Source organism: Spirosoma fluviale (assembly GCF_900230225.1).
GTDB lineage: Bacteria > Bacteroidota > Bacteroidia > Cytophagales > Spirosomataceae > Spirosoma > Spirosoma fluviale.
The window spans coordinates 655319-676930 of the sequence record NZ_OCNH01000003.1 but is presented as its reverse complement, the minus strand read 5'-3'; the positions used below and the strand labels follow the sequence as shown (position 1 = coordinate 676930).

12 protein-coding genes are annotated in these 21612 nt (G+C 52.0%); 3 read left to right on the top strand and 9 right to left on the bottom strand.

The window, feature by feature from the left end:
* Positions 1–206: 206 nt before the first annotated feature.
* Positions 207–914, bottom strand: coding sequence for a GNAT family N-acetyltransferase (locus tag CRO74_RS18945; RefSeq protein ID WP_097127890.1), 708 nt, complete (start codon positions 912–914; stop codon positions 207–209).
* A 367-nt stretch (positions 915–1281) separates the two neighbouring features.
* On the opposite strand from CRO74_RS18945, the gene CRO74_RS18940 reads away from it, so the two are divergent.
* The 3 genes from CRO74_RS18940 to CRO74_RS18930 all read left to right on the top strand — a co-directional run bounded on the left by CRO74_RS18940 (position 1282) and on the right by CRO74_RS18930 (position 5573).
* Complete coding sequence (locus tag CRO74_RS18940; protein WP_097127888.1) at positions 1282–2628, top strand: MFS transporter; 1347 nt, start codon at positions 1282–1284, stop codon at positions 2626–2628.
* Positions 2629–2700: 72 nt separating this feature from the next.
* On the top strand, positions 2701–3498 hold the full coding sequence (locus tag CRO74_RS18935) for an ion transporter (RefSeq protein WP_097127886.1): 798 nt from the start codon (positions 2701–2703) through the stop codon (positions 3496–3498).
* 74 nt (positions 3499–3572) lie between these two features.
* Complete coding sequence (locus CRO74_RS18930) at positions 3573–5573, top strand: DNA polymerase III subunit gamma/tau (RefSeq protein ID WP_097127885.1); 2001 nt, start codon at positions 3573–3575, stop codon at positions 5571–5573.
* Between the two features lie 524 nt (positions 5574–6097).
* Here CRO74_RS18930 and CRO74_RS18925 read toward each other — a convergent pair.
* The 8 genes from CRO74_RS18925 to CRO74_RS18890 form a co-directional block, all read right to left on the bottom strand.
* Positions 6098–7081 (bottom strand): hypothetical protein, encoded by a 984-nt coding sequence (locus tag CRO74_RS18925; RefSeq protein WP_097127883.1) that lies wholly within the window; start codon positions 7079–7081, stop codon positions 6098–6100.
* 63 nt (positions 7082–7144) lie between these two features.
* Positions 7145–8593, bottom strand: coding sequence for a DUF1501 domain-containing protein (locus CRO74_RS18920; RefSeq protein WP_097127881.1), 1449 nt, complete (start codon positions 8591–8593; stop codon positions 7145–7147).
* Positions 8594–8599: 6 nt separating this feature from the next.
* A complete protein-coding gene (locus tag CRO74_RS18915; protein WP_097127879.1) occupies positions 8600–11992 on the bottom strand; it encodes a DUF1553 domain-containing protein in 3393 nt (1130 codons plus the stop codon).
* 5 nt (positions 11993–11997) lie between these two features.
* On the bottom strand, positions 11998–12774 hold the full coding sequence (locus CRO74_RS31830; RefSeq protein WP_218840227.1) for a hypothetical protein: 777 nt from the start codon (positions 12772–12774) through the stop codon (positions 11998–12000).
* Positions 12775–12852: 78 nt separating this feature from the next.
* A complete protein-coding gene (locus CRO74_RS18905) occupies positions 12853–14676 on the bottom strand; it encodes a hypothetical protein (protein ID WP_097127877.1) in 1824 nt (607 codons plus the stop codon).
* Between the two features lie 38 nt (positions 14677–14714).
* Positions 14715–16307: a DUF1961 family protein gene (locus CRO74_RS18900; protein WP_144035949.1), complete on the bottom strand. Its 1593-nt coding sequence runs from the start codon at positions 16305–16307 to the stop codon at positions 14715–14717.
* 176 nt (positions 16308–16483) lie between these two features.
* A complete protein-coding gene (locus tag CRO74_RS18895) occupies positions 16484–17950 on the bottom strand; it encodes a RagB/SusD family nutrient uptake outer membrane protein (protein WP_097127874.1) in 1467 nt (488 codons plus the stop codon).
* A gap of 28 nt (positions 17951–17978) precedes the next feature.
* Positions 17979–21452, bottom strand: coding sequence for a TonB-dependent receptor (locus tag CRO74_RS18890; protein ID WP_097127872.1), 3474 nt, complete (start codon positions 21450–21452; stop codon positions 17979–17981).
* Positions 21453–21612 lie beyond the last annotated feature (160 nt).

Sequence of the window (21612 nt, the reverse complement as noted above, 5' to 3'; positions counted from 1 at the left end):
CCCAATATTAATCTAATGTTAACAAATTGTTAAGATTTACTTTTTGTCGTAATAAAGGCAATCATCAGCAGACCGGCGCTTCTGAAAATACGCCCTATCATGAGATCAACCATCTTATAACTGAGAACTTGCAGGTGGGGAAAGCACTTAAAAACAGAAAAGCCCGGAATCAATTCCGGGCTTTTCTATAAATGTGCCAATACGACTCAGGCCGTTTCCAGCTCACGGTTGCGCTGTGCACGCAATCGTTCGGACGGGCTAATGCGCATCAGAATACGGTTTTTAATACGCATCCAGCGTTCGTATAACTTCGATTCTTTCAGGAAATTCCAGTTCTCGTCTTTCTGCTCCTTCTTATGTTCCTCCGGATCATACTGCATACCGGTACAGAGGCAATGCTTTCGGTTGGTACGCGTCAGGATATCGAAATTCGTGCAGGTCTGGCACCCTTTCCAGAAGGCATCATCGCCGGGTAGTTCGCTGAGTGTTACAGGCTGGTAGCCAAGATCGGAGTTGATCTTCATCACCGCCAGACTCGTTGTGATACCAATGATCTTAGCCGTTGGGAACATCGCCCGCGACAGTTCAAAAGCCTTGGCTTTGATGCGCGTGGCAATACCGCTTTTACGATAATCGGGGTGCACGATCAGGCCGGAGTTAGCCACAAATTTGCCGTGCTCCCAGGTTTCGATGTAGCAGAAGCCAACCCACTCGCCGGAGAGCGTCATGGCGACAATGGCTTTGCCTTCCAGCATTTTTTCCATCACATAAATGGGCGAGCGCTTGGCAATACCGGTGCCCCGGGCTTTTGCACTCTCTTCCATTTCATGGCAGATGGTTTCGGCTAACCGCAAATGGTTTTCATTCGCGACTTGAACGATATATAAATCGTTAACTATTTCGGGTGTGATCATTGTCGTTTATTGGGCGGTTGTAAAGCCGCAAAACGGAGACAGCGTAATCCGTGCTGATTTTAGATGAATAAAACGAGAAAAACGGCGGAAATAGTTTACCACATAGGCAAACAAAATGATATAGTCCTTTCGGACCTAAACCGAAATGGCGTAGTATGGAAGAAAGTCGGTAGATAAACGAGCTTTGCCATTGGTTGTTGCGCTCAAAACGCGGACAATGTTAGAGAGATTATCCGGGTCTTGCAATAAAATAACGGTTTTTTTGCAGGATAGTTCGAGAATTCCCGAAACATATTTATTAATCGTTCAGTCGTACATGTTTAGGTATTGATAGTTTAATCTGTCAACAAATAGATTAACCAGACTTGTGCTAACGGCTTCCCCTACTTCTTCTTATCCACTCACGCTGAGCCGGAGCCGGTGGCTACGCTATGCCGTATTCTTTTACCTGTATGTTATGCAGGGAATCCCGGCTGGTTTTTCCCTGACAGCCCTGGCCAACTACCTCACTGCTGAAGGTCTGAAGCCGTCGGTTATTGGTTCATTTGCCGCCATTGTCGGATTGCCCTGGGCTTTCCAGTTCGTATGGGGGCCACTCATCGACCGCTATCAGGGGTCTTCCATGGGCCGCCGAAAACCGTGGGTCGTGGGGGCGCAGTTTCTGGCATTTCTGGCGTCGCTGAGTCTTTTATTTGTCCATAACCCCGTTACTCAGATCACCACACTGGCCTGGCTTTTCTTCACGCACAGTATATTTGCCGCTGTTCAGGATGCCAGTGTAGATGCCATGGCGATTACGGTCATTGCCGAAGATGAACGCGGGCGAGTCAACGCCTTTATGCGGGCAGGCTTCCTGATCGGAACTGGCGTTGGCGCTGCCGTATTTTCTCAATTACTGCGCAATTACGGGTTCTTTAACGCAGCCCTCAGTCAATCTCTTTGCCTGCTGACGTTAACGGCCATCACCTTCTTTATTCGCGAACAACCCGGCGACCGGCTGTTACCCTCCTTCAAGCGCTCATCCGCAACCGCCCGAACGAACGCCAACCAACGAACGAAACAGCCGGACCATAGTTTTCAATGGCTCTTTACGGAGTTATTTAAAGGGTTGTTTTCGAAACGCAGCCTGCTTTTATTCGGCGCTATCGTTGCCGCTTATGTCAGTGTAAGCCTGTTTTCGAGGGCGTATAGCTATCAGCTGATTCGTGTGCTCGGCTGGGCCGATACGTCCGTATCTGTACTGACCGGCACCTATGGTATGCTCGTTGCTACGGGGGCCGCGTTGATGGGTGGCTATATTGCCGACCGAATCAGTCCGCGTCGGTTACTGGTGATTGTACTGACCGTAGTAGCTGTTTATCTGATTAGCTTCAATGGTTTGGCAGCCTACTGGGTTCAGCGGCAGGTGGCCCAAACGGGTCTTGTCGCGTTGTACTTTATGGACCCCATCATCAGCGTTGCGGCCATGCCTGTCCTGATGGCCATCTGCCGAAAAGGAGTAGAGGGATCACAGTTTACTACGTATATGGCCTTTGTCAATCTGTCCGACATTCTTGGTACCTACTTATCGGGCCATGCCCTGGATTATGTCTCTGCGCCAACCATCGGCCTTTTGGCGGGCGGGCTGGCCACCGTGGCAGCCGTGACTATTTTCTTTACCATACGGTATTATAGACAACAGTCTAACAGCGACATACAACCTTTAGCCAGGTAACGCCTTCGCATCGAACGCAATACAAATTCGGTATTTGATTAGTAGCTTGCAGATCGACCGACCGTTCTTATCATGCTACACTTTCGTAAATCATTATACCGACTTTTGGAAACAACGACCGGTAAACGCCGGGGTATAGAGCTGGCCTTCAACCTGCTGTTAATTACGATTATTACGCTCAATACCATTGCCATTGTTCTAAACACCGTTCCGGAGTACAACAGACAATACGCACGTTTATTTACTGATTTCGAGTTGTTTTCAGTAAGCTTTTTCACCATCGAATACGTGCTGCGCATCTGGGTATGCGTTGAAAATGAAAAGTACAGACACTGGTTCTGGGGGCGAATCCGGTATATTTTCTCCACCAGTGCCCTGATCGACTTCCTGGCCATTTTCCCCTTCTACTTTACGCTCTTTGCTACTGACCTGGCCATTGTTCGTATTTTCCGCCTGTTCCGTATTTTCCGACTCTTTCGTATCTCCCGCTATTCTCACGCCTTCCGCATGATTCAGAGTGTAGTAACGGATAAGAAAGAAGAGCTGATTCTTAGTACCATGCTTGTCATTTTCATATTAATAATTGTATCGAGCGTGATGTACTATGTCGAGCATCCGGCTCAACCCGACAAGTTTTCGAGCATTCCGGCCACCATGTGGTGGGGTGTTTCGGCCATGGCAACCGTCGGCTACGGCGATATTCATCCCATAACTCCACTGGGGAAACTGCTCGGTGGCATCACCGCTATTTTGGGTATCGGGCTGTTTGCCTTGCCGACCGGTATTCTGGTATCCGGATTTAATGAGCACATCCGGGAACATAAGCCCCCCCAGCGAAAAGTATGCCCCCATTGTGGGAAAGAGATTTGATTTTGGTGAAGTACCTCCACTCACTCCACCAAAATCCCATTTGCCTTTCACCCCCACCGTTGCTAACTTTGAGTATGGAAAATTTCGTGGTCTCGGCCCGCAAGTATCGCCCGGCTACCTTCGACACGGTCGTTGGGCAGGAACACATTACTACCACATTAAAGAACGCGATCAAGACCAATCACTTAGCGTCGGCGTTTTTATTTTGTGGCCCGCGGGGTGTCGGCAAAACCACCTGTGCCCGGATTCTGGCCAAGACGATCAACTGCCAGAACCTGACTGCCGAAGGTGAAGCCTGCGATGCCTGCGAATCGTGCGTGAGTTTCAATCAAAATGCATCGTTCAACATCCACGAACTGGATGCTGCTTCCAATAACTCGGTTGAGGATATCCGTAACCTGATCGATCAGGTTCGCTATCCGCCCCAGTCGGGAAAGTACAAGATTTATATCATTGACGAGGTCCACATGCTCTCGTCGGCGGCTTTTAACGCCTTTCTGAAAACGCTGGAAGAGCCACCGTCCTACGCCATTTTTATTCTGGCCACAACGGAAAAACATAAAATCCTGCCAACGATTCTGTCGCGCTGTCAGATTTTTGATTTCAACCGGATTCAGCCGCAGCACATTGCCAGCCACCTGGCGGATATTGCCCGGAAAGAAGGCATTACCGCCGAAACGGAAGCCCTCGACCTGATCGCCCAGAAAGCCGATGGTGGTCTGCGCGATGCCCTGTCGATGTTCGACCTGAACGTGACCTTCGCAGCCGATCGAATTATCCGATACAAGGAAGTGCTGGACAACCTGCACATTCTCGACTACGATTATTACTTCAAACTGACCGATCTGTTGCTGGCGGGAAAGCTTCCGCAAAGCCTGCTCACGGTCGATGAAATTCTACGAAAGGGATTTGACGGGCACCAGTTTATTGTGGGTCTCTGCCGCCATTTTCGGGATTTGCTGGTTTGCAAAGATGCCGCTACGGTGCAGCTGTTGCAGGTAACGGAAAACGTTCGCAAGCAATACCTCGACCAGGCTATGCGGGCTCCGATGTCGTTCCTGCTGTCGGCGCTCAGCTTAGGCGGTCAGTGCGATATGAATTACAAACAGGCCAAAGACCAGCGGCTACACACCGAGCTCTGGCTGATGAAGCTGGCCAACCTGCGTAACCTGCTCAACTGGGACGCCATGCCCGAGTTGAGCCTACCGCAAAACGGTACGCACTCGACCGAACGCTTTACTACCCCGGAACCGGGGGACGAAAAAAAAAACGGCGAACACCAGCTCAGCCAGTCCCGGCAAGCGCCAACTAGCGGTCAACTAGTCGAAAGTCACCCCATAACGAGTGAACCCGTAAATGGCTATCAGCCCACAAACGGGAGCAACACGAATGTACAGCCTCAGTCAAACGGTTATGCCGTTGCGGCTACTAGCAATGGCCATTTGGCTGCAACGCCTGCGGTAGCCTCACCAGGCGCGGTGGCAACTCCGGTTACAACGCCCGACCGACCCGTTGGCGTTATCGATTCGCCTGCGGCTCTGTCAACAACATCACTAAAGCCGGAGATTCGGGCAAAACCACAGATCGCTCCGCCCCAGCGCCCCGCTACCAGCCGTTTGCGATCGACGGTTCCGCTGACAACGGGGCCGATTCAGCCGTTAGCCGATACGGTAGCAGAAGTCATTTCGACGGCTCCAACCCGGCCGGATAAACAGTTTACGTTTGAAGACTTACAGGAGGTATGGCGTGCCTTCTCGAAAATAAGGCAACAGCAGAACGATTCGGCCTCGGAGCAGCTCATTCTCAATAGGGATATTCTTCTTGAGGGAACAACCATCCACATAACCCTCGACAACACCCTGCAAGTGGGCTACCTGACCGAAGTAAAGCCGGAGCTGCTGGGCTATCTGCGCAGTGAACTCCAGAACAGTCAGATTCAACTGGAACACCAGGTTACGGTGCAGGAGGTCAAGAAGATGATCTACAGCTCGCAGGATAAATACAATTACCTCGCCGAGAAAAACCCGGCCCTGCACGAGCTAAGGAGGGTGCTTAACCTGGAGGTTGATTATTAGACCAGGAGGCTGAATGTTTTATCAGATTAAAAGGATAAAGGCGACCTGAGACTATTTAAACTACACGGAGTTCAATGCACCATTTTCTACGATTACTGCTGTGCATTTGATTACTATTTTCGTTAATTCAGACCGCTTGCGCTCAGACCAACTGGGTTACTGGCTACGTGGTAATTCATTCGGGTGATACCTTATCGAAGGTGACGCCACGGATGGTGTTTTTAATGAGGCACCGGTTTGCTCTGCATGGTGATGTTTTTCGGGCGGATTTGCCGGAATAGTGTTTCCGGGTTGGCAATCCGAACAAAGCCGCCGGTTCGTCAAACCGAATGCTCTCAAACACGTCGTTGCTGTGTTTTGTATGGCGTTGCCATTTGGACGCGGCTTTGCAGACTCACGAGCACAAACCACATAAAGCAAAATTTCGGGTGCTCCTGGCAGGCTTGTGCGATCAGATACAGTTATTCGGTTTACGTGCAGATGCCCCCGCTGTGTGGCAGAGGCCGGGATAGTCGTCTCGTTTTTTAGGTGCCTGGGCGTTTGTATTTCCACAGCTTAAAATCATCCCAGTAAATCTGCAGCGTTTTCCCCTGCGCTTTTACGTGATTGATCAGTTCCTTCGAGGTGTATAATTTCATCGGATTGTAACCGGTCAATCCACTGGGAGCCGGGTCGGCGGTGTTGTGCGTGAAGTTGGTGATGTCGTAGACCACCTGCCGGGGCTGGCCCTCCGGTGTAATGGCCAGATAGAACCGGCCGTTGGTCTGATTTCCTTCTTTAAAATAGTACTCCATCGTAAACCATTTTCCAATGGGCACCGCCACATTGGATGTAGTGGGCTCGGCGTGCCATACTTCTTTTTGCCCGGCATTTTCGGCGTTCAGTATAAAATTCAGTTCGCTTTCTCCGGCACTTGGCTTACCAATACCAAGCGTAATCCGGAATCCATACGGCTCGCCTTTTACCCACCACTCGTTGTTCCAGAATTCGGAAAGGGTACACCAGCTAATGGGATGCGGATACGTTTTCAGCGCATTGAAATCGGCCGTCAAAAACACCCGAACCGATTGATAAAACTCGGTGTAGCCATTCTTAATGCCGTATATATTGGCCTGTATGCGCGCCTTTTTCTGGCCTTCAGACGCCAGCCACGAGTCATCGAGCCAAAACTGGAGCACCTTATTTGCGGGATTGCCCGGCTCGGCTATCACGCGGGCAAATCGTTTGGTCGAATCGCCACCGGTGTATTGCAGTTGCATCCGACCGTTTTTTACGATGCGTTGCCAGTCCGTTTGCCAGTTTGCCGGGGGTGAAACACCGGTGTCGATACCGTCGATGTATTCCAGCAACGCGCCGTGGTCATTGCTGCCAACATCTTTCACCACGCGGCTATTGCCGTCAAACCCGGTTTGAAAGATCAATTCACCGGTAGTCGTAGCTAACTGAGCACAGCAAAATGGCGAAGCCATCAGGATTGAAAAAAGCAGAAGGTAGAAATGAACAGTCATGTTGGTTACAATTGAAAATCAGTTTTCTGCACGGGCATGGCGTCGCTGTATGGCTGATGCCTGCTACGCTAGAATTGGTTTTACAACCTTGCCCGCTACATCGGTCAGGCGGTACCGGCGACCCTGGAATTTGAACGTAAGTTTCTCATGGTCAAGGCCCAGCAAATGCAGAATGGTCGCCTGCAAATCGTGGACATGAACGGGATCTTTGGTGATGTTATAGCTGAACTCGTCAGTCTGGCCCAGGGTGAATCCTTTTTTAATGCCGCCCCCGGCCAGCCAGACCGTGAAGCAGCGGGGATGGTGATCGCGGCCGTAATTGTCTTTCGTCAGCTTGCCCTGCGAGTAGTTCGTCCGCCCGAATTCGCCCCCCCAGATCACCAGCGTATCGTCCAGCAAACCGCGCTGTTTCAAATCATGAATCAGGGCCGCCGATGCCTGATCCACCGACGAGGCCATGGTCTTGATGTCTTTAGGCAGGTTAAAATGCTGATCCCAGCCCTGGTGGTAGAGCTGAATGAACCGCACGTCTTTCTCGGCTAATTTTCGGGCCAGCAGGCAGTTGGCCGCAAACGTGCCGGGAATGCGGCTTTCGGGGCCGTACAGATCGAATATGTAATCGGGTTCGCTGGCAATGTCTAAGGTTTCGGGTACCGACGCCTGCATCCGATAAGCCATTTCGTACTGCTGCACCCGGTTGTTGATTTCGGGGTCGAGCACGTGCTTGTACTGATCCTGACTCATTTTGGCCAGGGTATTCAGCATATTCCGGCGCGAGGTTTTGTCAATTCCAGCCGGATTATTGAGGTAGAAAATCGGATCTGGCCCCGACCGGAAAATGACGCCTTGATGCGTGGAAGGCAAAAATCCATTGCTCCACAGCTTGGCGTACAGCGGCTGATCGCCGGAGCGGCCTTTGGAGAGCAGCACCACAAAGGCAGGCATGTTTTTGTTCTCCGATCCCAGGCCGTAGCTCATCCACGACCCCATCGAGGGCCGTCCGCCAATCTGGTTGCCCGTCTGGATAAACGTCACTGCCGGATCGTGGTTGATGTGCTCCGTGTACATCGACTTGATGAACGTCACGTCATCCACTATTTTGGTGTGGTGCGGCAATAGTTCACTCACCCACGCCCGGCTCCGGCCATGCTGCGCGAATTTGAAGAGCGAGGCCGCCAGCGGAAATGAACTTTGCCCCGCCGACATGCCCGTGAGCCGTTGTCCGTTCCGGACTGATTCGGGTAGGTTTTGGCCCCACATGGCTTCCAGTCTGGGCTTATAATCGAACGTTTCGAGTTGAGAGGGCGCGCCACTCTGAAACAGGTAGATGACCCGCTTTATTTTGGGCGAAAAATGAGGACCGTCCGTGCCTTGGGGTTGGTTGGCCGAAGCCATTGCCTGCCGGGGCAGTAACGATGCCAGCGCGGCAGCACCAACCCCCAGGCCAGCCTGACCCAGAAAATTCCGGCGGCTGAACAGGTCATGAATCTGATTTTCTACGTCTGTTTCCATTGTTGGTCAGCGTTTTACTAAAGCTTCGTCGTAATTTAGAATAGTCGTTGCCACCACCGTATAAGCCGCCAGCTCAGCCGGGTTCAGCGACGGATCGGCGGGATATTCGCCGGTTTTCAACAGGGCGTCAGCTCGTTTTTTGTCTTTCGCAAAACCGGCTAACTCTGTCTGGTAAAGCGCCTGAAGCAGGGTCCGTTCGGTGGGCCGGGGTTGCCGCGAGAGGGCCGCCAGAAAAAAGGAATCGATTCGCTGGTTCAGCGTCCGGGTACGTTTCAGAGTTCGCTGAGCCAGCACGCGGGCGGCTTCCACAAACTGCGGATCGTTCAGCGTAACCAGCGCCTGCAAGGGGGTGGCCGTTTTCTGCCGACGCACCGTACACAACGCCCGGTCGGGGGTGTCGAAGTTGAGCATCATGGGCGGGGGCGACGTTCGTTTCCAGATCGTGTACATGCTTCGCCGGTACAGACTGTCGCCGTGGTTTTGCCGATAGCTGACGGTGTTTCGGGTAGCGAGTGCCTCCCAGATGCCCGCCGGTTGGTAGGGATACACGCTGGGGCCGCCAATGTCACGCACCAGCAACCCACTGGCGGCCAGTGCATTGTCGCGTACCTGTTCGGCGGCATAGCGGTAACTCGATCCACGGGCCAGCCATTTATTGTCGGGGTCGGCTTCGATCTGCTCTTTGGTGGCGATGGACGACTGCCGGTAGGTAGCCGAGGTTACCATCCGACGGATGAAGGCTTTAACATCCCACGGCGAACGGCCATCGTCGCGCAACTGAACGGCCAGCCAGTCCAGTAATTCGGGATGCGAGGGCAGTTCACCCTGACTGCCAAAATCTTCCTGTGTTTTTACCAGCCCGTTACCAAAGTACTGTTGCCAGAACCGGTTCGCCATCACCCGCGCAAATAACGGATTCGATTCGTCGAGGAGCCAACGGGCCAGTCCCAGCCGGTTACGGGGATAGCCGGGTGGTAGTTTGCCCAGCTTGATGGGTGTCTCGGCGGTAACGGGTTCGCCGGGCGCATCGAACACCCCGCGTTTGAGTATAAATGTTTTTCGGCTCTGGCTGACGGGAAGTTCCTGCATGGTCATCACCTCCGGCACGTCGGTCAGCAGCGTTACCTCTTTGCCACGCCAGTCGGCCAGTTGCCGGTTGTAGCGAGCCACCGTCGAATCGCTCGTCAGCAGGTAGTGTTCCAGCAGCAACTGTTGCTGCACGGGCGACCGACGCTGCGCCGGAACAGCCAGCAACCCCGCTACTGCGTCCGACGTTCCGGTTCCGCCGGAGAACCGCAGGGACTGCACTTCCAGCGCCGATAGCTGGCGATTATAAATCCGCAGTTCATCCACAATGACTTGTCGCAGGGTTTTCTCCCGCTGCTCATTGCCAATTTCGAAAGCCGGTAACTGCCCCGATTTATTGGTACTAAAAGGTCCGTGCAGCAGGCCTTTGGTCAGGTTGTCGGTGATGAGTTCGCAGGGGGCCAGGCTGCCGTTGATAAACAGCCGGACGCCATTGGCTTTGCCGTTGCCGTTGTAGGTCAGCGTGAGGTGTTGCCACGACCGAAGCGGTAGTTTCTGACGGGTTCGCAGTTCGATGCAGTTAGCGGGCCATACGTAGCTGAGCAACACCCGCAGCGTTCCGTCGGCATTCAGCCGCAGGCCGTAGCCCCGGTAGCCTTCATTTTCGTAATTCGACCGGTGGAAAATGGACCCTTCCACCCCGGCCTGCATCACGTTGGCCCAGATACTGACCGAAAATGGCTGGTTGCGCTCGAAGTTCAGGCCCTTGCCGAATCGTTTGGCCGGTTCCTGTAGCTTGCCATCCACCCGATCAACACCCGCCAGTGCCACGCCAATGCCGCAATCGCCCTGAAGCAGCAGCCCCTGCCCGGTTTGGCCCGGTACCGGCTTTGGCTTCCGTTCCTTATCCCCGCTAACGTAAGCTTCGTAGGCGGGGCCGGTCGCATTGGCATAGCCTTCGTTGACTTCCTGCTCGAAGGGCAGATGAACCAGCAACCCCTTTGTCAGGGTGGAGGCTGGTTTTGGGTTAGCAGCCCAGCGGGCAAAGGCAGGCCGGTAGCTGTTGGGGTTAAGCTTCGGCTCAAGGGTTTTAAGGTGAGTATGGATATAACGGACTGTTTTTTCTACCTCGGCGGAGGGCAGCATGACGGTGGGGCAGGCTTCACCGTTGTGTGTGATTTGCCCGGTTTCTTTGTTCTGGTTGAAAAAGGCGAAGAGTGAATAATAATCCTTCGCCAGAATGGGGTCGTATTTGTGGTCGTGGCAGCGGGCGCATTCAAACGTCAGGCCGAGCATAGCCTTGCCGAAGGTATTCGTGCGGTCGGCAACGTATTCAATGCGGTACTCTTCGGGCACAATACCATTTTCGCCACTTTGGGCGTGTTGCCGGTTAAACGACGTAGCCACCAGCTGGTCGCGATGAACGGCGGGCGAAACGGGGCCGGACAGCAGATCACCCGCCAGTTGCTCGGTCACAAATTCGTTGAAGGGCTTGTTCTGGTTGAACGCCCGAATCACCCAGTCGCGGTACGGATAAGCATTGCGCATGGGATCGTCCTGGTAGCCCTGCGAATCGGCAAAACGGGCCAGATCGAGCCAGCTAACGGCCTGTTGTTCGCCAAAATGGGGCGAAGCCAGCAGTTTGTCGACCACTCGTTCGTAGGCATCGGGCCGGGTATCGCTCCGAAACGTTTCGACCTCGGCGGGCGTGGGCGGCAGGCCGGTCAAATCCATATACACCCGCCGGAGCAACGTCGTTCTGTCGGCTTCGGGCGAGGGTTTCAGACCGCGCTGGTTCATTTTGTCGAGCGTAAACCGGTCAATATCGTTCCTGACCCAGCGCGTCTGTTCGTCGCTGGCCAGTCCCCAACGTGCCCAGAGGCTCGCGCCCACGCGGGGCACATCCGGCTTGTTGATAGCCATCAGCGACCAGTGTTCTTTGTACTCGGCACCCTGCTGCACCCACTTCACGAGGATCGCTTTTTCTTCGTCGGTGAGCGTCAGGTTCGATTTGGGCGTGGGCATTACGTCTTCCGGGTCGTGGCTCAGAATGCGTTTGATCAGCTCACTTTTGCCAATATTTCCCGGTACGATAGCCGCCACCCCGCTTTTCAGGGTTTTGGTAGCCCCCTCATAATTAGCCAGTTGCAGCCCCGCTTCAATTTTGCTCTTGTCGGGGCCGTGGCATTTGAAACAGCGATCCGAAATGATGGGCTTGACGTGCAGGTTATAATCGACCGATTCAGGTAGCTTATCGGCCAGCGCCTGAATTTCCTGCGGCACCTCTGCCGAATCTGAACACGACATCAATGAGATGCCAGTTAGCAGACAGGCAAGCAGCACGGACCACGAGAACAGGTTGATGGTTTTCATGACGTTTATCGGGTTTGGGGCAATACTTTGTATTTAAAGAGACCAAAACTGTTTGGCGTCGACAATGGCAGCGTTATGCTGCCATTCTCCCAGGTGACGACCTCCGTCGCTTTTCCGGCACCGGCCACGGGTTGCAGCCTAATGCGTTTGCCAGCCGGTAACCTGGTGCGAACGGCCTGCACACCAATCGGTGAATCCTTCCGAAACACCAGCAAAAAGCTGTCGGTATTGGTGCTGATCGACTGAAAACCCGTCCAGCCTTTACCGCTCGGTTCGTCGCCAATGGGGACAATCTGACCGCTGTGGAGTGGCTGCTGAACCGTCCGGGAGGTCTGGATGAGGGTATTTGTCCGGAACGTTTCGGCAGGCAGGCTGGCCAGTGGCTGAGCCATCATGGTAGTGGCGAATACGTCCATGTTGAAAATTACCTGATGGTTGGTACCCGCCATGACCGCATCGTGAAACTTGCGAAAGTTGGTTTCAGCGGTTTTGTCGGGAATCTGGACGAGGTCAATTTTAAATGTACGAATGCCGTTCTCTTTGAAGAGGTCAACCAGCCCCTGTTCGTCTTTATCCGAGTGCCGAAAACTACTATCCGGGCTGGGACTGAACAACAAACCAAGCTCCAAATCGACAGCGCCGATAGCCGCCATGCTTACCGGGCCGCGTCGACGGTAGGAACTCCGGTAGGCATATTGCCAGATATCTTCGGTATAAAGCAGCAGGGTAACGAAGTTTCGTCCCGGCGAACAGACAACGACAATCGCGTACTTGATAATCACGGATTGGAGGGGTTTAGAACGTAAATATTCATAAACTTTCCGGCAAATACTTGTAGTTAATAAGGCAAAATGGCTCCATCAATTCATCAGGCTCCAGTTACCGGAGTAATAGGCTTTGTCAAGTTTTTTCAACTGCGCTGCGTTGTTTTGGGATTTGTAGTGATCCCTCAAATCGTGGTAGAGGTAGAAGTTTAGCCAAAAGCCGTAGTCATATTTTTGATGCAGAGAAGCAGGCTTTTTGTAAAAATTGTACCAATGCGTAGGCAGTCCTATTTTTTCGGCCAGTTGTATGGCTTGCTTTGCCCGTAGCCAGTTGGCGTCGACCATTTTTTTAAACTGCTCCTGGGATTTTAGAATCGTTTGTGACTTGCTAGAAAAGGTAGCCTGCACATCGTTCACCCCGATTTCTTTCAGCGAAACACTATCCTCAAATACTTTATCCCCGTCCAGATCGTACCGAATTTTGTCGACAAATCCATTCTGATCGGTATCGGCATAGCTGATGAGGGCAAATTGTTTGGGCTCGGTTTGCATCCGGCCTTTGCCCCGCCAGCGGTCGTAAATGCCCCCGTAGCCCTGAAACGAGAAGGCCGTTTGGTCGATGCGCCACGCGCCCCATTCGGCCCCGACGAGATGAATTTTACCATCAAATGCACCGATGTATAACTGGCCTTTGCCCGAAAAATCAGTATCAAATTCGCCCCGGTCGCCCACGGCATCGGCCTGCGCGTTGTTATCCAGACCACCATTGCCACTCCCCAACTTATAGAGGTCTTTGGGTTCGTAAAACTCGACCCGTTCCCAGCGGTTGCAATCATCGTCCTCGTCAAAAACGAGGCTGCATTCGGTCCACTTTCCCTTATCAAACGTCAACGGCCAGGCTTGCTTCCGGTCGGGATAAATCAGTTCGTCCAACTGCCGCCAGCGTTTGTCATAAAACAAGAATTCAGCTTGTTTACCCAATCCTTTGAGGCTGCTGAACCGGTGTTTTTGACTGAAATAATCAAAACCTCCCCCTTTCAGCAAGATACTCATATCGAAGTCGAATTCATTTCCCGGCGAATTGTCATTGTCCAGATCCCAGGTTAAGCCCACGTAATCCATTTTACCGTTGAAATGCACATCGTAGGCCGTGTCGATATTGGCAAAGGCCGGATTTGTATTGCCTTTACTTCGGAACGTCGGCGTATTTACAAACCGGATCGCCATTTCAGAAAGGTTATCCCCGTCGGAGTCGTAAAACAGGAAAGGGTTCTCCCAGCTATACCGCAAGTCGTTTATGCGAAACGAAGACGCGTGCATTTTGATAAACGAAGTATTGCCGTGGTAGTCTTCGTAAAAATTGGCGTGTCCGTTATGTTCCCAGGCCAGCATGGAAATGGTGTTCCAATCCACAAAGTGCATGATGTTGTCTTTGTCGTCGTCCATGATGTACATGATCTCGGCCGACCAGTCGAAGAAGTTGCGGACAGAAGCACGGCCATTATTGACGATGACCTGAATATCCGCCACGCCATCTTTATTTTCATCGCACCAGTCAATCGAAAAGTCGCCGGGCCCGGCATACAGGCCGTCTTTATTTCGATCAATCAGGAGGCAATCGCTGTCGGCATCGCCTTCCGGATCGGTCGATTTCATGTCATCGTCGTCGTCAATCCAAACGATGGGTACGTTATCCCGTACAAAGCTGTAAATCAGATCAGGGTCGCCGTCTTTGTCCAGATCGACCCGTTTTACTCGTTTCGCATCTGTGGGCAGCGGCATCCGCCAGGGAATCAGCTGCGTATCCTGATTCCAGTAGCGAACCGGGGCTTGCTGAGCCCTCAGGCTCAAGGCATACAGGAGACTGACTAACAGGGTAAAAGAGGGCTGGAGAAAGCGAATGTATTGGCGTTGGGTCATTACTTTTTTTACGTCTGAATGATGGCGTAAGCGATTGCTCAGTTTAGGTTAAACCGTACTCCGTCTTTGGTTTTTCTTATCCGTTCACCCTCCAGTAGTCGTTCTGTCTGTATTCGTTCTTTCGTATAAACGTTCAGGTTTCTGAAAACCATTTTTGAGCGCAACATGCAGCGAATCGCAATTCGACCAAAGTCCAAAACGGGACCATTGTTCGTGAAACTGTCGTCGGTACAGTCAAATAGGATGATCCCGTCGATGGCGCCAACCAGTTTGTTACCGATCTGTAGGAATTGCAGTTTGTGCCAGGTGTTTTTAGCGACGGGAGCGTTTCGGGTGGCAAACGCCAGCGGGTAATTCCACGGTTGTTTTATCAAGGCCGAGTTGTCCAGGTCATTTCGCATATCGGCCATTTCCCGGTAATATTCCCAGTGGTAACTACGCACATCTTCGCCATAAATCATGGTCATGCGCCCGCTCGTTCGTAAGGGATAATCGGTCATAAAGTCTTCCCGATTCATACCCGAAGCCTGGGTCAGGAGCAGACTTAAGCCACCGGAGCGGAGGGTCTTATACTCGTATTCTACGTACAGATTGCCTTCAAAAGGTTTTTTAGTCCAGACGTACATCTGCGAATCGAGTACAGCCGCATTCATCTCCCGATCAACGGTTTCAATCAGTAAACCTTCCTTCGTAATCGCCACCTGAACCGGTTTTCCCTGCACATGCAAACTATCCAGATCAGCCGGTTTGGTAAGGCTTAAACTTAGTTTTGGCTTCCAGCTAGCGTCTAGTTTCCACTGAAAGGGCTTGCTGTTTTTTCCAGCGTACGTGTGCCGCAATTCCTCTTCCAGCGGCCCGTCAAAGCGGGTCACTTCTTTTCTGAATAAGCCGTATACTTCTTTTTCGTTGAGACTTGTCGAATAAAACTTGATGTCAGAATAACACAACGTCGGGTTTCCCAGGTACAGGGATGTGTTGATCGAGTCCCGATGAAATTTTTGCCTTTTAAACTGATCTTCTTTACCAATTGAAATGCCATTGACATACAGGCGATATTCATCTTTGTCGTAATCCCAGGTAAGGGAAAAATTGTACCATTTGTGTTTTTTAAAGGCAAAATGGCTTACCTCAACCAGGGCTTTATGGGGTAAGTCGAACGCATTTTCGTATAGTTTATCCTTCCCGAAAAGGGCGATTAGATTTGGATGCCAGGCATTCATCCAGACCAGCTTAAAATTAGCCCTTACAACATCCTGCGGGTCAGGACTATCGGAAAGCAACGGGTACATCTGCCAGTACGGGTTACTTTTAGCCATCGTCGGTTTTAAGCCCGAAGTCCCCAACTCTTCCAGCGACATAACCCACATGGATACCGTGCCCCGTTTTTGGTTCATATTGTGCGCTTTCAGGGTCAACACGCTATGAATGCTCGTCGTATTCAAGCCCCTCCGGCCCTCCACATTAATGACCCGTGCCGGACCTGTAAGTTTTAGCCGAGCTGTATCGCCGAACGTAAATTCGTTCAGGTAGCGGATCGTGGGCTCAGGAACGGATTGCCCAAAAACCGTGGAAAAAGAGATAAAAAACAAAGCGGCAACGGCCTTAATACTGACGATCAATTGTCTTTTCATTACGATGATGTAAGGTGCTTTCCGAATCACAGCCGCTGTGCGATTCGGGGTGTTGCGTGTTAAATTGTACGTATTGAGGATCGGCTAGAACCAACTAATACCAGTAGCTTAATTCACGATTGCCTGGTAGCCAAACCTTGCTATCAACTGGTGGTTACCAGGCAATCGTGAGTCGATCAATACCCCGTATTCTGCTTCAGGTTGGTGTTGATGTCAATTTCTGACTGTGGCACGGGGTAATAGCGGTTAAACTCCTTGACATTGGTATTGCCCGCAGCAGTCAGGATCGAAACAAATTTGCCCATTCGGATAATGTCGTCCCGGCGTTTACCTTCAAAACACAACTCCCAATGGCGTTCATCCAGCACCGCGTTTTCAAAAGCCGCCTGATCAAGCCCGGAAAGGGGAGGAAGTTTTACCCGTGCCCGAACCCGATTGATACCTGTGTACTTATTGGCCTCAGCCGCATTCACGCGGTTGAGGGCTTCGGAGTGCATCAGCAGCACATCGGCAAATCTCACTATCAAGTAATTACACCGGTCGTTGGTGGAGGCAGCCGCTAATACATCGTCGCGGTACTTGGCGCAAAATGGGGTAGACGTTGGCGTGGTGAGAAAATTGTAGCTTGCCCCGCCAATGCCCACGCCCTGGTCATAAAAAACAAACTTTTTACGAATCACATCAGTCGCCGGAAAGTCATTATAAAACTTCCGCTCGGCAGGGAATACGCCAAACGACCGGGGATATACCTGGACGGGAGTTAAAAAAGCCGTCATCGCTCCCGACCGGTTTGGGGCCTGATCGTACTGAATAGAGAATATATGCTCAATGCCGTTCTTTTTAGTTACGTCGAACACATCGGCATAATTGGCAAACAGGTCGTAGGAACCCGAATTAATCACTTTGGCACAGGCGGCAGCCGCATCCTGAAAGTCAGCTGCTTCTGCAAACGGCAGGTACGCTCTGGTCAAATAAACTTTGGCCAGTAGGGCCGAAGCTGCTCCAGTGCTGGCTAATCCTTTATAGGTGGCCGGAATGGCACTTTCTTTGGGCAGGTACGTTTCGGCAAATTTCAGATCGTCCACCATGAGTTTGTAAATATCTTTCTGGGGGGACCTAACCGGTTTCAACGCCAGCAATGAATCGAGGTTGGTTGGCTGACTTTGGATCAGGGGTACGTCGCCAAAAAACTTGACCAGTTCAAAGTAGCAAAGAGCCCGAATAAACCGCGCTTCGGCCACAAACGGCTGAATTTTAGCCTCGGGCAGTGGGGCCGTCGGGGCCTGCTGCACCACTACGTTGGCCCTCGAAATAATGGTAAAATTCCGTGACCATACCATGGCCAGTTCCGTGTTGGCCGGGGTTATCAGCGTGTTTTGTATTTCATAGCGCGGGCCGCTGAGCGCAATGGTCGTCAGTTCGTCCGAATAAACATCGGACAGAATCAGGTAGCTCCGGCCATAATGCTCATTCACGGCAAACATGTTGTACAGCCCGTTACACAATACCCGCAAATCGCCTTCCGATTTGGGGTAGATATTCTGGTTAAGATTGGTAAAGGTTTTTTCAACTAAAAACTCTTTACAACCAGCCAGCGTAAACAGGCCGACGGCAACAACTATTAATTTTATAATCGCTTTCATAGTTTCGTTTTTTTTCGCGTGGAAGAGATTAAAACCCGACTTTTAGCCCAACAATAAACGACTTCGCCACTGCGTATGCGCCCTGGTCTATCCCCTGCACAAACAGGTTACCCCGGTACGAATTCACCTCCGGGTCATAACCCGTGTAGTTAGTCAGTGTAAACAGGTTGGTTCCCGTCACGTATAGCCGTACCGAGCTAAGTTTAAGCCCCTGGAGCAGCTTGCTGCCGCCCGACAGCTGATAGGATAGTGAGAGCGATTTCAGGCGAACAAAACTCCCGTCTTCCAGAAAGTCCTGGGCCAGCAACCGGCTGGTTTCAAACCCGGCGGCCGGAAGGGAATTGCTCGTGCCTTCGCCTTTCCAGCGGTTCAGCACCTCGATGCTTTTATTGGACGTGACGGGGTATTCGAGCCAGTATTTATTGAGGTTCAGAATTTTATTACCCTGCTGCCCCTGCAAAAAGGCATTTAGCTCGAAGCCTTTGTAGGAGAATGTATTGGAAAAACCAAACACAATTTTGGGGTATGCCGACCCGTCGGTTATGGTTTTATCGTTGGCGTTGATGGTCCCGTCGCCGTTCACATCGCGATATTTGGCATAGCCCGGCTTGAGGCTGTTTTTATAGACCGTGCTAAGCGTACTCGCATCTATTTCGCTTTGTGACTGCCAGATACCCTGAAAATCGTAGAGATAAAACTTCCCAATTTCATAGCCGGGTTTTAGGATAATGAAGTTGTCACGCGTGATGAGGGCTTCAAACAGCGCGGAGCCGAGCAATCGCTGCGGCTCTGTTCCCAGGCTTAATACGTTGTTCTTGTTTTTAGCCAGCGTCAGTGTTGAGTTCCACCGAAACGCACCGGTAGTAATTGGTGTACCCGACAAACTCAGTTCGATCCCTTCATTCTCGATTGACCCCAGGTTTTTGAAGGCATTACTAAACCCCGTGGTGGCGGGTAGCGCCACGCTCCACAACAGATCTTTGGTTTGTTTTTTGTAATAATCAAGCGTGACGGTTAACCGGTTCGCCCATAAACCCACGTCGATCCCGGCATTGGCCGAGGCCGTTTGTTCCCAACGGAGGTCGGGGTTGGCCGGGCGGCTGGCGGCTACGCTTACCTGCCGGGTTGTGCCAAACACCAGCCCCCCCGGCTGAACGCCCGGACTAAATGCACCCGCGAGATCATAGCCAAAGACCGATAAATACGGGTCGATTTCCTGGTTCCCCGTAACGCCATAGCCAACCCGTATCTTTAAGTCATTGATAACTTTTGAGTTCTTCAGAAACGCCAGATCCGCCAGTTTATAGGCAACAGCCCCGGATGGGAAATAGCCGTATTTGTAGTTTGCGCCGAATTTGCTGGAACCATCGGCCCGTAATGTACCTGTTACCAGCAGATTATCGAAAAGCCGGGCATTGACGCGGGTATAGTACGAGTTCAACTGATTCTGACTCGCCGTAGCGGTTACGGTAGCCGCCCCGCCAGCGCCGAGGTTATTGAAGGTGAAGGCATTGGTGAAAAAATTGGTGGCTGTAGCCGTATTGGATTCATCATTGAATTGCTGAAACGAAAACCCAACCAGGGCCGCTATCGAGAACTTTGAACCGAACTCTTGGGTATAGGTCAGGGTATTTTCGTTGAGCCAGTTGGTGCGAACCCGGTTAAATCGCGAGGCCGTACCAATGTTCTGCGCCTGCTCGAACAGGTCATAAGGCGCGTAATAATTCTGCCAGTTGTTCAGGTATTCGCCCCCTAACAGGAGCTTGAGTTTCAGGTTCGGCCTAATGTCGTACTCGCCAAACATACTGATCTGACCCCGGTTCAGGTAGTTAGCATCAACCACCCGTTGGGCATACGCAATTGGGTTGCCCAACTGATCGACATCTGCGCCAGGGTCGGAATTGGCATCTTTAATGAGGTTGTTGCTGTACGAATAATTCCCATTGGCATCATACACCGGTACCGCCGGGTTGAACCGGAGCAGGTTCAGCAACACGCCCCCCGCCGTACCGCCATTGGTGTTTACGCGGGTGTTGTTGGCGAGGGTACGGCCCAGCACGGTAGTCAGCCCAAACTTCAATTTGGTCGAAATCTGGCGGTCAAAGTTAAAACGCAGGTTTGCCCGGCTAAAGCCCGTGTTCGGGATTATGCCTTCCTGCTTGAAATACTCCCCACTTAGCAGAAAACGAGTTTTGTCGTCGCCCCCGCTCATGTTGAGTTGAAGACTGGAGACCGGGGCCTCCCGGAACATGGCCTTCTGCCAATCGGTGGTGTTGTTGGAAAGATAGTCCAGCGTGGCGGGCGAAGCGAAGGGTTTGGCCGTTGGTGCGCCCACGTTTTTGATCACGTCGTTGCGGTATTCGGCATACTGACGGGCGTCCATCACATCCAGCGTTTTGGTAACGGAGGCAACTCCCCGATAGACCTCCAGGCCGACCGACAGTTTACCGGCTTTCCCGCGTTTAGTTGTAATCAGGATAACCCCGTTGGCCCCCCGCGATCCATAAATGGCGGTGGCCGATGCGTCTTTCAATACTTCGATAGACTCCACGTCGTTGGGGTTGATCGACGCGATGTCTTCGTTGCTGGGGTAACCATCGACCACAAACAGCGGCTCGCTACTGGTTCCCAGTGAGTTAGTTCCACGAATGCGAATGTTGGGTCTGGCTCCTGGCGTAGCATCACCGTTGGTAACCTGCACACCGGCGGCCCGGCCCTGTAGTGCCTGATCAATCGACGTAAGCTGAACGCCTTTGAGATCGGCCGTTTTGATACTACTCACCGACCCGGTTATATCCGATTTTTTAACCGAACCGTAGCCAATTACCACCACTTCCTCCAGTGATTTATCCGACGAGACAAGTTGCACATCGACCACCGACCGCGCCTGGCCGCTGCCAGTTCGAACGGCTACCTCCTGCGACAGATAGCCCACGTACGAAAACACTAACACCGACGACGCATCGGCCACCGCAATCGAAAATGCCCCATCGGCGTTGGTAGTCGTTCCTTTTTGTGTCCCTTTTACCAGCACGCTAACCCCTGGCAGAGCCGCGCCGTTTTCGTCGGACACCTTACCCGTCACGGTTAGATCAATGGCAGGGGCGGTTTTTTTTTCGGCCCCACCTTCATACGACCGGGGCGTCGGGGTCAGAATAATGTATTTGCCCGAGACATCGTAGCTCAGTTGGAGTGGCTTCAGCAGTCGGTCCAGCACCGTAGAAAGCGGCTCATTATGGGTAATGAGGGTTACTTTCTCTTTGCTGTTCATGAGCGAGGGCTCGTAGCTGAATTTAACGCGAGCCGCTTTTTCAATCCGGCCCAGTACTGTTTGGATAGCCTGGTTTTGCAGCACTACCGATACCGGTCGACTGAGCAACTCCTGGGCATAGCTCTCTTTTGCGTCGCTGATCCCGACGGTCAGCATGACCAGGAATAGGTGAAAGCAGGAGAATTTGATCGTCATTAATGTAACCTGAACCAGGGGTCGAAGTTTTTTCATACTTTTAATCGTTTTGTGGGTTTAATTGGAAAATGGATCAGCGAAACAATTCCCTGCATGCTTTCACGGATGCGTTGGGAAGTCAAGTTGGGGTCGGTAATGCTGGACACATTGCCGACCCTTTATTTTGGCGGTTACCGGGTAATAGGGTTCATTGAAA

Excerpts from the sequence above, each read along its gene's own strand:
- CRO74_RS18945 (WP_097127890.1), bottom strand. The coding sequence starts at position 914 with ATGATCACACCCGAAATAGTTAACGATTTATATATCGTTCAAGTCGCG.
- CRO74_RS18935 (WP_097127886.1), top strand. The coding sequence starts at position 2,701 with ATGCTACACTTTCGTAAATCATTATACCGACTTTTGGAAACAACGACC.
- CRO74_RS18930 (WP_097127885.1), top strand. The coding sequence starts at position 3,573 with ATGGAAAATTTCGTGGTCTCGGCCCGCAAGTATCGCCCGGCTACCTTC.
- CRO74_RS18925 (WP_097127883.1), bottom strand. The coding sequence starts at position 7,081 with ATGACTGTTCATTTCTACCTTCTGCTTTTTTCAATCCTGATGGCTTCG.
- CRO74_RS18920 (WP_097127881.1), bottom strand. The coding sequence starts at position 8,593 with ATGGAAACAGACGTAGAAAATCAGATTCATGACCTGTTCAGCCGCCGG.
- CRO74_RS18915 (WP_097127879.1), bottom strand. The coding sequence starts at position 11,992 with ATGAAAACCATCAACCTGTTCTCGTGGTCCGTGCTGCTTGCCTGTCTG.
- CRO74_RS18905 (WP_097127877.1), bottom strand. The coding sequence starts at position 14,676 with ATGACCCAACGCCAATACATTCGCTTTCTCCAGCCCTCTTTTACCCTG.
- CRO74_RS18900 (WP_144035949.1), bottom strand. The coding sequence starts at position 16,307 with ATGAAAAGACAATTGATCGTCAGTATTAAGGCCGTTGCCGCTTTGTTT.
- CRO74_RS18895 (WP_097127874.1), bottom strand. The coding sequence starts at position 17,950 with ATGAAAGCGATTATAAAATTAATAGTTGTTGCCGTCGGCCTGTTTACG.
- CRO74_RS18890 (WP_097127872.1), bottom strand. The coding sequence starts at position 21,452 with ATGAAAAAACTTCGACCCCTGGTTCAGGTTACATTAATGACGATCAAA.